The 12133-nt window shown below is 61.9% G+C and carries 12 protein-coding genes; 10 read left to right on the plus strand and 2 right to left on the minus strand.

The genetic code is table 11. The features are described 5' to 3' along the window. Position 1: 1 nt before the first annotated feature. Genes J2Y41_RS16175 through J2Y41_RS16220 form a run of 10 tightly spaced genes read left to right on the plus strand, consistent with a single transcriptional unit; the run spans position 2 to position 9228 of the window. Complete coding sequence (locus J2Y41_RS16175) at positions 2–838, plus strand: carbohydrate ABC transporter permease (RefSeq protein WP_224094046.1); 837 nt, start codon at positions 2–4, stop codon at positions 836–838. 58 nt (positions 839–896) lie between these two features. Then, on the plus strand, positions 897–1673 hold the full coding sequence (locus tag J2Y41_RS16180; protein ID WP_309929956.1) for a TIM barrel protein: 777 nt from the start codon (positions 897–899) through the stop codon (positions 1671–1673). Continuing rightward, positions 1670–3235, plus strand: coding sequence for a GMC oxidoreductase (locus J2Y41_RS16185; RefSeq protein ID WP_309929958.1), 1566 nt, complete (start codon positions 1670–1672; stop codon positions 3233–3235). The genes J2Y41_RS16180 and J2Y41_RS16185 overlap by 4 nt, the downstream gene beginning before the upstream one ends. A gap of 52 nt (positions 3236–3287) precedes the next feature. After that, positions 3288–3683 carry a DUF6379 domain-containing protein gene (locus tag J2Y41_RS16190; RefSeq protein ID WP_224094049.1) on the plus strand — a complete coding sequence of 132 codons (396 nt, stop codon included), beginning with the start codon at positions 3288–3290 and terminating at the stop codon, positions 3681–3683. Then, positions 3680–4783, plus strand: coding sequence for a sugar phosphate isomerase/epimerase (locus J2Y41_RS16195; protein WP_309929960.1), 1104 nt, complete (start codon positions 3680–3682; stop codon positions 4781–4783). The genes J2Y41_RS16190 and J2Y41_RS16195 overlap by 4 nt, the downstream gene beginning before the upstream one ends. An 18-nt stretch (positions 4784–4801) precedes the next feature. Next, on the plus strand, positions 4802–5827 hold the full coding sequence (locus tag J2Y41_RS16200; protein WP_224166254.1) for a sugar phosphate isomerase/epimerase: 1026 nt from the start codon (positions 4802–4804) through the stop codon (positions 5825–5827). Between the two features lie 10 nt (positions 5828–5837). Further along, the gene (locus tag J2Y41_RS16205; protein ID WP_309929963.1) at positions 5838–6608 is read left to right on the plus strand and encodes a nuclear transport factor 2 family protein; all 771 of its coding nucleotides are present in this window, start codon (positions 5838–5840) and stop codon (positions 6606–6608) included. An 8-nt stretch (positions 6609–6616) separates the two neighbouring features. Next, complete coding sequence (locus J2Y41_RS16210; protein ID WP_224094055.1) at positions 6617–7015, plus strand: DUF6379 domain-containing protein; 399 nt, start codon at positions 6617–6619, stop codon at positions 7013–7015. Then, positions 7012–8196 (plus strand): Gfo/Idh/MocA family oxidoreductase, encoded by a 1185-nt coding sequence (locus tag J2Y41_RS16215; RefSeq protein WP_309929965.1) that lies wholly within the window; start codon positions 7012–7014, stop codon positions 8194–8196. Before J2Y41_RS16210 ends, J2Y41_RS16215 begins: the two co-directional genes overlap by 4 nt. 27 nt (positions 8197–8223) lie before the next feature. Further along, complete coding sequence (locus J2Y41_RS16220; RefSeq protein ID WP_309929967.1) at positions 8224–9228, plus strand: sugar phosphate isomerase/epimerase family protein; 1005 nt, start codon at positions 8224–8226, stop codon at positions 9226–9228. A gap of 86 nt (positions 9229–9314) precedes the next feature. On the opposite strand, the gene J2Y41_RS16225 is transcribed toward J2Y41_RS16220, so the two are convergent. Further along, on the minus strand, positions 9315–10895 hold the full coding sequence (locus tag J2Y41_RS16225; protein ID WP_224094062.1) for a cell wall metabolism sensor histidine kinase WalK: 1581 nt from the start codon (positions 10893–10895) through the stop codon (positions 9315–9317). A 310-nt stretch (positions 10896–11205) separates the two neighbouring features. Continuing rightward, positions 11206–12132, minus strand: a complete 927-nt coding sequence (locus J2Y41_RS16230) for a DUF1177 domain-containing protein (RefSeq protein WP_309929970.1) — start codon at positions 12130–12132, stop codon at positions 11206–11208. Position 12133: the final 1 nt, after the last annotated feature.

Here is a 12133-nt window from a genome sequence, read left to right on the forward strand (position 1 = left end):
AATGTTCCGCTACACGAAACTCACCGTTCTCCGCGAAATCGGTCTGTGGGCATTGGCCCTCCTCTTTCTTTCCCCGTTCTACTTCCTGGTGACCACTGCGCTGAAGTCCGATGGTGAGATCTACACGACCTCGCCGCTGGCACCGCCGTCGAGCCCTGACTTCAGCAACTTCACCGCCGTCCTGACGGCCCAAGGCAATTCAAATGTGGTGCTTGGCCTTGTGAACAGCGTCATCATCACCACCGGCAGCATCCTTGGCTTGATCGCCCTTGGCTCCATTACTGGGTACGTCATTTCACGGTCAACCCGCCGTTGGAGCAAGGGCGCCTACTACCTGTTCCTGATCGCCATCATCCTGCCAGGCCAGTTGGGGGCGGTTCCCCTGTACATGGGCGCGCGTTCCCTGGGTCTTACGGGCTCGGCCTGGGGCCTGATCGTCCTGTACACGGGCATGCTCCTGCCCCTGTCCATCTTCCTGTACTCCAACTTCTTCCGCGGCCTGGGCACGGATTACGAAGAAGCGGCCACCATTGACGGCGCAAGCAAAACGCAGGTGTTCTCCAAGGTAGTTTTCCCGATGATGGCTCCGGCCACCGGGACGGTGACCATCTTCGCGGGACTGATCGTGTGGAACGACTTCTTCACTTCGCTGATCTTCCTGGGTGGCTCCAGCAACCAGACGCTGCCTGTGGCGATGTACTACTTCATCGGCTCCCTGGTCTCGCAGTGGAACTCCATCTTCGCAATCGTGATCGTGTCCATGATTCCCATCCTGGCGTTGTTCCTCTTCGCCCAGAAGCGCTTCATCCAAGGCTTCTCCGGCGGCCTGAAGGGCTAACGGACGCCGTCCACCACCCCATGTTTTAGAAAACACCCCTTACTTCCAGGAGATAACCATGTTTAAACTTGCGCCGAATATCGACCTTTTGTTCGCTGAAGCAGGCGAAAGTGCCGCTGATCGTGTGCGTGCGGCGGCAGCGGCGGGATTTGATGCCGTTGAGATGTGGGGTCCAACGGGCAAGGACATCCCCGCGCTGAAGGCCGCGTTGGAGGAGACCGGAGTGCAGCTCACCGCCCAGCTGGCGGAGCCGCGGATGCAGTTCATGATCCCTCCCAAAAACCACGAACCCTTCTACGAGGGGCTCGATGCCGGTGTCGAGGTTGCGCGCCAGCTTGGCTGCCCACGCATTGTGGTTGGAAGCGGAACAGGCTTTGGCGGCCGCAAGCGACAGGACCAACTCGATGAGCTCATCGAGATCTTCACCAAGGGCGTGAACCACATCCAGGGGTCCGGCATCACCTTGGTCCTGGAGCCCGTCAACGTGCGCGTGGACCATCCCGGGGCCCTCCTGGACCGGACGTCGGAGGCCGTCTACATTGCGCGCGGCGTGAATTCGCCCGGGTTCGGAGTCCTGTACGACCTCTACCACTCCACCGTTGAAGGCGAAGATGTGGCCGCGGAACTGGCCAATGCGGGCGACTTCATCAAATACGTTCAAATCGCGGACGCGCCGGGCCGTGGCGAGCCGGGTTCCGGTTCGATCGATTGGAATGCGCGGCTGGGAGACCTGGAGGCCAGCGGGTACAGCGGGCCGATCGGCCTCGAATACTACCCAACCATCGATTCCGCGAAGTCCGTCCGACGCATTCAGGAATTGGTGGCCGCCCGGTGAGTCAGCGGTCCTATCCCTCGGCGGTTGACGTTGTAATCGTCGGCAGCGGTCCTACGGCGTCCACCTATGCGCGAATCCTGAGCGAGGAAGCGCCTGAGGCTACCATCGCAATGTTCGAGGTGGGCCCAACCGTCAGCAATCCTCCGGGCGCACATGTGAAGAACATCGCTGATGAGCATGTTCGCGCCGCCGCGCAGCTTGCTTCCGAAGGCCCGGGCGCGGGCGCAGCGACCGTGAACTCGCCAGGTGCCGTGAAAAGCGGCGAACGCAGGGCGCGGCCAGGAACCTACTTGCTCAGTGAGGGCTATGCCTTCCCCGGCGAGGACGGCATGCCCGTTGCCGCAATGTCCAGCAACGTCGGTGGCATGGGGGCGCACTGGACTGCGGCGTGCCCCCGCCCTTCCGGCAAGGAGCGCATCAGCTTCATTCAGGACATGGACGGATTGCTGGACGACGCCGAGCGTCTCCTGGGCGTCACGACCCACGCCTTCGACGGCGCTCCCTTCTCGGATCTCGTCCGCGGGCGGTTGGCGGCTGTGGTCGACAAGGGACGTGAGCCCGCCCTGCGCGTCCAGGCCATGCCCCTTGCGGTCCACCGCGAAGCCGACGGCCGCCTCATGTGGTCAGGTGCCGACGTCGTCATGGGCGAGGCAACCCGGCAGAATCCGCGCTTTGAACTCTTCGACGAGTCGCTGGTCACCAAAGTAATGCTCGACGGCGGCAGGGTTGCGGGCGTCGAAGTCCAGGACCGCCGGACTGGCGGGAGCCATACGGTCGCGGCGCGCTTCGTGGTGGTTGCGGCGGATGCGCTGCGGACCCCTCAGCTGCTCTGGGCTTCGGGTATCCGGCCGAAGGCACTGGGCCGCTACCTCAATGATCAACCGCAGGTGGTATTTGCCAGTCGATTGGAAGGCGTCACGGCCCCTGCGCAGGAGGAAGCTGCGCAAGGCCGCGGCGGGCTTACGCAGCAAAGCGGCGTGGCCTGGGTTCCGTACACCGATGATGTCCCTTTCCACGGCCAGATTATGCAGTTGGATGCCTCGCCGGTGCCATTGGCTGACGACGATCCCGTGGTGCCCGGTTCGATTGTTGGCCTGGGGCTGTTCTGCGCCAAGGATCTACAGCGCGAGGATCGCGTGGCCTTTGATGATGACGTCCGGGACGCTTACGGAATGCCGGCCATGCGCATCCATTACCGCCTGACGGAGCGCGACCATGAGGTGATCGAGCGGGCAAAGGCGGAGATTGTGCGGCTTGGGAAGGCAGTGGGACGTCCCTTGGACGAACGTCCCTTCGCGCTGCCACCGGGCGCATCACTGCACTATCAGGGCTCGACGCGCATGGGCCGTGCAGACGACGGGGAAAGTGTTTGCTCTCCGGATAGCGAAGTCTGGGCAGCCGCGGGGCTTTTCGTTGCCGGCAACGGGGTCATTCCTACTGCGACGGCCTGTAATCCAACGCTGACCGCTGTCGCCCTTGCCGTGCGTGGAGCCCGCAAAATCGCCGAAGAGCTGGATAACTCTTTACTTATGTCAGAATCAGACAATAGAATTACTAAATAAGGAAGAAGTCGCTGCGGAAGCCTCAAGCCCCGCAGCAAGACAAGGAGATCCCATGATTGCCGACCGCATGATCGAGCAGGGAACGCTCACCACTGAAGGCGACCGAACCGCCGTCGAAGTCCGTATCCCGTGGTACCGGGCCCTGCCGGGTTCCTGCATTGCCGGGGCCGCGCTCACCATCGACGGTGTGGCCGCTCCCGAGGAGTCGTTGCGCTGGACCATGAACAACCGCACCTTCAGCTTTGGCGAGCTGGTGGAGGAGACGGATGAGTGGTGGTTTCCGCTGGATTCGGCAGTTCTGTCTGGCGAGCTGCCCCTGACGGATCCCGAGGCGGACCACGAAGTACGGGTGGACCTCAAGCTCTACATCCCCTACATCACCACTGACCACGGCGTGTTGCACATCGAAGAGAACGACACCAAGACCATGAAGGTAGGACAGCGATGACCGGCCTCGGCACTCCCATCCAGGGCGTTACCCTTTACAGCTTCACCCGCGCTTTCCATAGCCGGCAGTACGACCTTGACAGCCTGATCCGCAAGGTAGCCGCAGAGGGTTTTGGGCCAGGTCTTGAAATCATTGGATTCTCAAGCCTGCGGGGCTTCCCGGACCGGATCGATGACTCGTTCGTAGGCCACTTCCGTGATCTCGTTTCCGAAGTGGAACTGCTTCCCACCTCACTGGCCGTCAACGTTGACACGGGCATCCGCAGGGACCGCCTCATGAACCACGACGAGCTTGTGGAGTACATGCGCAAGCAAATCGAGGTCGCCTCCAGGCTGGGCTTCCCGATCGCCCGCGTCCAAATCTCCCTGACGCCCGATGCCATGGAAAGCCTGTTGCCGGTGGCCGAAAAGTACGGTGTCACCCTGGCACTTGAAGTCCATGCACACCAGCACGGTGCCCACGAACTGATCCTTGCGTTGCGCGACCGCTTCGAGAAGTTGGGCTCCCCGCTCCTTGGCTTCACGGCCGACTGGGGTGCCACGGTCAGCGGCTTCGCGCCGTCGCTCCTTGAGGCCTACCGGCGCCGGGGCGCCTCCGAAGAGCTGCTCCAGCAGGTTGTGGCCATGTGGAACGGCTTCTACGCAGAAGGCCCACCCACCACCGAGAAGGCCCATGGCGAACGTTTCGGAGCCTTCATTGGCCTGGCCGCCCGCAACGGCCGTCCGGACCTGGGAATCGACTTCGCGATCAATGGAACCGGCCTCTTTGGCCCGGCCCCCATTGATACCTGGCTGGAAATCATGCCGTTCGTCCGCCACGTGCACGGCAAGTTCTTCGGCATCGACGAGAACGGCGAGGAACCTTCCGTTCCCGTCCGCGACCTCGTCCGCCTGCTCGTCGAGAACGGCTACTCCGGCGCAATTTCCAGCGAATACGAGGGGTGGCACTGGAACAACTGGCAGGACCCCTTCGAGATCATCCGTGGCGAACAGGCCATCCAGCGTTCAGCCGCTGCCAACGCCGGTTCGAGGATCATCACGGATCCTGCCGAAGCCCGCAGCATCCTCAACAGCCACCTCACCCAGCCGGTCCTCGGCTGATACGAACGGATAACCACCATGTCTACAGGCATCGCAGGCTCGGGCATCGAGCTTGGCATCACCCTCTACTCACTGACCTCTGAATTTGCAGCAGGCCTTTACACTCCCGAGACGCTCATCAAGGCCGTGGCCGACGAAGGGCTCGGTCCCGGCGTCGAATTCAATATCGCGCAGATGCTGCGCACCTACCCTGATGTCGACGACGACTTCGTCAAGCTCTGGCGCGACAGCATGGACCGGTACGGGCTGACCCCCAGCGCTGTGGGAACCAACCTGGACATGGGCCGCCGCAAGGACCGGGACATGACTCCGGACGAGGAATTCGACTTCTTTGCGCGTCAGCTGAAGACCGCGAACACGCTCGGCTTCCACAGGATCGTCATCCGTTCGGCAGGCAAGGAACTGCTGCGCCGGCTGCTGCCCCTCGCTGAGAAGTACGACCAGAAGCTCGGCTACGAAATCCACGCACCCCAGGGTCCGAACGACCCCAAGATCCTCCAGATCCGGGAGATGTACGACGAACTCGGCAGCGACCGCCTTGGTTTCACGGCAGACTTCAGTTCGACGATGCACAGCCTGTCGCCCACGCTGTTCCGGACGCTCACGCAAATGGGGCTGCCGGAAGAGCACTTCGCAGTCATGCAGGACATCTGGCGAAAGCCGCTGCCGATGCAGGAACGCAACCAGGAATTCGAGGACTACCTCCGCTCCAACAACTTCGATCCCGCAAACCTGGGGCCGTTCACCCGCCTGGCGTTCAACATGCATGGCCTGGTGGCACCCGAGGAATGGCTGGACATCATGCCGCAAATGTTCCACGTGCACGCCAAGTTCTACGACATTGACGAGAACGGCAATGAGCCGGCCATGGACATTCCGCGCATCGTCCGCCAGTTCGTCAAAGGCGGCTACACAGGCTTCCTGTCCAGCGAATGGGAGGGCCACGCCTTTGCCGACCTCGGCGAATCGGACCCGATCGACCTCGTCAAGAAGCAGCACGCACTCATGCGGCGCGCCATTGAAGACTCCGTAGTACCGGCCTAGGGAGGCGTCCATGCCAGCAATCGATACGGACCTCAGCGCGGAGATCCAGCAGCTCCGGATGGAACTGCAGGAAGCCCGGCGCTTGGCACGCCGCGCGAACGACCGCGGCGAGATCGAGAACCTCTTCAACCGCTACATGTACCTGCACAACGCATTCCAGGACGAGCAGATCATTCCCCTGTGGGTAAAGCCGGGAACTCCCGGAATCCGCGCCAGGTACACCAACGCGGGCCAGTACACGGACTACGAAAGTGTCATCCGCTACCACCGGAACCGCCCGAATCCCGTAGGAAAGCTGATCCTGCACTACACCACAACCCCGGTCATCGAAGTCGCGGGCGACGGCGAAACCGCCAAGGGCGTATGGATCATGACCGGCAACGAATCCGGGCTGACGGATCCGGAGGTGGCAAAGGAAAGTCCGGACTACATGTACTCGCCAGGCGAAGTACAAGGCAAGAAGGTCTGGGCCCATTGGGTCTGGTGCAAGTACGCCGTGGACTTCCTCCGCCAGGACGGTGAATGGAAGATCTGGAAGTTCCGCTGCTATGAACTCCTGCGGGCGCCCTTCGAAGAAAACTGGATCAGCTTCGCCGAGAAGAACCAGCACGCCTTCGCCCTGGACCTCATGTACTTCGGCGACGACGGCAAACCCGTTTTCATGCCGCCTGCGGACGAGCCGGTGCCAGCCGAGTACCACCCGTACAACCCATCGGCCAGGCAGACACTGGAGCCGCAGCCGCCCGTACCCCACCCAACCTTCACCGAGACTTTTGAGTAAGGATGATCATGGCAACCCACAACTCCCTTTTCCAGGACGCTGACGTCCGCCGGCACCCCGAGGGTATCTCTGTCTCCGTGCAGTTGCCTTGGTACCGCAGCCTGTGGCTCTCAGCCGTCGACGACGTCGCAGCCACGGTCAACGGCGTGGAAATCCCCAAGTCTGCGCTGCGGTTCGAGCTGCAGGGACGCTCGTATTCAATCGAGGAACTCCCGGACCAGTGGGAGACCCTCTGGTTCGTCGCTGACAAGCCGGACATCATCATCCCCCTGGACCGCGTGCCCGACTCCGGTGAGGAGATCGACGTCGAGGTTACCCTCACCCTGCGCCTGCTTTACATGCAGATCGCACCCATGCATTATGTGGGCAACCGCGTGGCGGTAGAGCGCAAGGTTGTGCTCGCATGACAAGCCTGCGGGTGGCCATGATCGGGTACGGGTTCATGGGAGCAGCCCACTCACAAGGCTGGCGAACGGCTCCCCGGGTTTTCGACCTTCCGGCAGACGCCGAGATGGCCGTGATCGTGGGCCGTGATGCCGCTGCCGTAGCAAAAGCCGCCAGTAAATGGGGCTGGGCCGAATCGGCAACGGACTGGCGCGAAGTCATCGCACGCGACGACATCGACGTCGTGGACATCGTGACGCCCGGCGATTCCCACGCGGAGATCGCCATTGCCGCGTTGGATGCAGGCAAGCACGTCCTGTGCGAGAAGCCCCTGGCCAACACCGTGGCCGAAGCCGAGGCGATGGCCGCGGCTGCTGAACGTGCCGCCGCGCGAGGCGTGAAGGCCATGGTGGGTTTCACGTACCGTCGGGTTCCGGCCGTGACGTTCCTGCGTCAGCTCATCGCCGAGGGCGTGGTGGGCCGGATCGCGCACGTCCGTGCGTCGTACCGCCAGGACTGGCTGGTGGATCCGGACATGCCGCTGGCATGGCGGCTCCAGAAAGAGCACGCGGGTTCCGGCGCGTTGGGGGACATCGGAGCCCACGCCATTGACTTGGTGGAGTTCGTCACCGGCATGGACGTGGAACAGGTATCCGGTGTGCTGGACACGATCGTCAAACAGAGGCCGCTGCTCGGCAGCGGATCGGGGCTCTCCGGAAAGGCCGCTGCCGGGTACGGGCAAGTCACCGTGGATGACATCGCCATCTTCACGGGCCGCTTGGCGTCCGGGGCGCTTGCCTCCTTCGAGGCCACGCGTTTTGCGACCGGACGAAAGAATGCGCTCGCGATTGAGATTTCCGGGGACAAGGGCGCTTTGGCTTTCGACCTCGAAGACCTGAACAGCATCCAGTTCTACGATCGGACCGCCCCTGCCGACCAGCAGGGATTCCGGAAGATTCTGGTCACCGAGCCCGTGCACCCCTACGTGGCAGCCTGGTGGCCGGCCGGACACATGTTGGGCTACGAGCATGGCTTCTCCCACCAGGTCAAGGACCTGGTGGAGGGCATTGTCCGGAACACGGACCCGCACCCCACATTTGCCGATGGCCTGCGGGTCCAGCGTGTACTGGACGCCGTGGAACGCAGCTCCAACAACGATTCTGTATGGACCCGCGTCGCCGCCGACGTTCCGGTCCAGGCGTAGGTTCCAGACGTAGGAAGGACGAAAAACATGGCACGACCAATCACCCTGTTCACTGGGCAGTGGGCGGATTTGCCGTTCGAAGAGGTCGCCCGGCTCGCTGGAGAGTGGGGCTATGACGGGCTTGAAATCGCGTGCTGGGGCGACCACCTTGACCCGTGGCGATGGGACGACGACGCCTACGTCCAGGACAAGCTCGACATCCTGGAGCGCAATGGCCTGAAGGTATGGACCATCGCCAACCACCTCAAGGGACAAGCGGTCTGCGACGATCCCATCGACCAGCGGCACCGGGACATCCTCCCGGATGTCGTGTGGGGCGACGGTGATCCTGAAGGCGTACGACGCCGTGCTGCCGAGGAAATGAAGAACACGGCCCGGCTGGCCGCCAAGCTTGGCGTCAAGACGGTCACGGGTTTTACGGGCTCGTCTATTTGGAAGTACGTGGCCATGTTCCCGCCGGCCAGTGAAAAGATGATCGACGCCGGATACCAGGACTTCGCGGACAGGTGGAACCCCATCCTGGACGTCTTCGACGAGGTGGGTGTTCGCTTCGCCCATGAAGTGCATCCGTCCGAGATCGCCTACGACTACTGGACCACGCAGAGGACCCTGGAGGCCATCGGCCACCGGGAGTCCTTCGGCCTGAACTGGGACCCGAGCCACATGGTCTGGCAGGACATCGACCCCGTCGGATTCCTTTGGGACTTCCGCGATCGCGTCTACCACGTGCACTGCAAGGACACGAAGAAGCGCCTCGGCAACGGCCGGAATGGCCGGCTGTCCTCGCACCTGCCCTGGGCCGATCCTCGTCGGGGTTGGGATTTCATCTCAACAGGCCACGGAGATGTTCCTTGGGAGGACGCCTTCCGGATGCTGAACGCGATTGATTACAAAGGCCCGTTGTCCGTCGAATGGGAAGACGCCGGAATGGATCGCCTGGTCGGTGCCCCCGAGGCGCTGGGCTTCGTCAGGAAGCTCTCCTCCTATGAGCCGTCCGCTGCGGCTTTCGACGCCGCTTTCAGCACCAAGTAAGGGACCCCTCTGTGGTCGCGTGTGTGGTCGCGCAGACGCAGGCAGGAGTGTGACCGTAAGGATCCGGTGCGCGTCACCTTGTTCAGCTAGTGGGAGACGTTCAGGGTGACGGTGGTTCCCTTGCCCGGCCTGCTTTCGAGGTTTATTTGTCCGCCGTGTGCTTCAACGATGGCTTTGCTGATTGATAGTCCCAGGCCGGCGCCCGGGATGGCGGTCTTCATGGCTTGGTCGGATCGGAAGAATTTGGTGAATGCCTGCCGTTGTTCTTCTGCAGTCATGCCGATGCCTTGGTCGCTGATGGAACAGATGAATCCGCCGTTCTGCCGTCTCAGGGAAACCGTGACTTCACTGCCGTGCGGTGAGAATTTGATGGCGTTCGAGAGCAGCTGCTCGATGGCCCTGGTGAACTGCCCGGGATCAACCTCAGCCTCGAGGTCGGCGTCGATGTTGTCATGGATGATGATGCCCTTGGCCGATGCTTCCTGCTGTGCGGATCGGGCCGCTGCATCCATCAAACGGGAGAGGTTGGCCGGCCGGCGACGGATCTCAAGGTCCTCGGACGCCACCAGCAGGAGGTCGTTTATCAGGGTCAGCAGGCGTTGGGCGTTTCGCTCGATCACTTGCAGGTACCCCGGGTTCGGGTCATTTCCCAGGAGCTCAAGGAAGCCGAGCATGGATGTCAGAGGGGTTCGAAGTTCGTGGGAGACGGTTGCTACGAACTTGTCCTTCGCTTCAAGCGCGGATACCAGCGTTGTGACGTCGGTGAAGGCCAGAACCGAACCCTTCAGCTGGCCATCGTCGTCATGAAATTGTCTTGCCGCGACCGAGAAGACCAGCTGCTCGTCTTCCTGGCCTACACGGATCAGCTTGTTGGTAAAACTGCGGCCGGACATGGCAAGCCCTACTGGGCTATCGGGCAGTTGAGTTGTGTCATCCGTAGCCGTGAACGGGTTGTGGCCAGGCATCCGTTGGGCAGCTTTCCGGTCCGCGCGCAGACGGTGATTCGTAAGTATGTCGTTGCCGCCGGCATCGATCGCCCACACGCCGACGTTCACCGTTTCCAGGACGGCATCAAGAAGTTGCTGATGATCCTGTGTGGCCTTGTGCAGGCGGACAAGCTCCCTGTCCTTCAGGTCTTGCATGTTCCTGTGTTTGACTACGACACCTGCCACCAGATGGGCTGTCACGGCGAACCCGGCCAGGATGACAGGAACAACAATCATCCGGATGAGTTCGGTTTGCTCCACTTCGTGTCCCAGCACGTACGGGGAGGCGATGATTCCGCAGAAGGGACCGGCGATAGCCAGGACAAGGCGTGTCCGGCTGGCGCTTAGGGAAAGCCAAATGACCGGGAACGCTATGAGCAGCGTTACGACACTCAGGACGGGGCCGCCGACCTCGCGGGTGAGTGCCAGGACGACGAAATCCACTAACGGTATGAGCACAAAAGTCCCGGGTGGAAGCCGGTTCCAGGGAACAGCAAGGCAGGCAACGAGCATCAGCAGATGAACCACCAGCATGAGCTGAAAGGCAGTGTCAGTCATCGTTTCGGGACTGAAAAGAATGGCGAAGACGACGATCAGGCCCATGGCCAGCGTCACCGGCAGTTGGCACAGGACGACGGCCCTGCGTCGGCCGATTCTGTCGAAGAAGTCATCCAATGGCATAAAAACGGACGTGTCCTGCATAATCGCTAGCCCTCTCCCCAGAAGCCGCCCACAAGTACAGGCTTGATGTCGATAGCCACAGCATAGTCAGGAGATGCGTGAATCGCGTGCGGCCCGGCAACACCAAAAGTACGTGCTTCATGCAGGGACTAGGCACCAACTCATTATGGCGGCGACCCCGAGCGTTTCGTGGCGGGGCGGGAAGACCAACCACGAAACGTCCTGGAATCTTATGCGTCGACCCACGGCACGGCCTGCCGCCTGTGATGGCCATGCGGTGGAATGAGAGCCTGTCGCGCCCCTTAAAGAGTCATGCCTTCACCAGCCCTTCCATCGAGCCGTACAGGTCCGTGAGGCGCGCATACTCGACTTCATCCACCAGGCCAATGTGACCGGCTGTGTAATCCTTCGCCACCTGGATGAGGAATCGGACAACGGATTCAACGACCTGCAGGTTGGTCGCACCTGTGGCTGAACCGGCGACAGCTGCCACGGTAGTAATTGCAACGCCTACGACGGGGACCGACGTTGCAACAGCTGGCTGGAGCAGCGAGTTCACGTGATACACGCCGTTGCCATACGGGGTGATGTCCTGCATGGTGATTGGCATAACCACAGGCAGTGCCCCGCTTGTGCGCTCAACGATGTCGAGTAGATCTTCGGAAACCCGCAGGATCCAGCCGTTCTTGATCGTGGGCGTAATGGCATAACCATTGTGGTTGCAGACCCGGTTGCCCTTGGTGGTATCCACCGAGAGGACGGCGTCCATCTCCGGCAGAACCTCGTGCTTGTTGGCAACGGACATCGCGACGGATGAGCCCATGAACGGTACGGGTTCGTGGGGCGCGGTGGGTGCGTCCGGATCGATCTGCGTGGTGATGAGAACATCGCCTTCCAGCCGGTCACCCCGCCTTGCCATATCCACGAGTTTGGCCGCCGCGGCAACGACCGCCAAAGCACCATCGCCGTCGGAAACGAAACCTATCCGCGCAGGGCGCGCACCCAAGCCGCCAAGTCGGCCGACCAGGCCAAGTGTGGGTGCATCACCACCCGCAGTCCTGCCGTGGGTTCCCGGTATCAGGATCTTGATGAAATCAGTTTCCCCGTCCTCCCCACGTACGTGAGTGACGGTCATGCCGACGGACCCGTACTTGCTGATCAAGTCCTGGACAGCAGCCCCGCTGGCATCGGGACTATCGAGTGCGTCAAACGCTGCAATGACCTGGCTCCAGGACACG

It is taken from the genome of Arthrobacter sp. 1088 (assembly GCF_031455315.1).
In the GTDB taxonomy this organism is placed as follows: Bacteria; Actinomycetota; Actinomycetes; order Actinomycetales; family Micrococcaceae; genus Arthrobacter.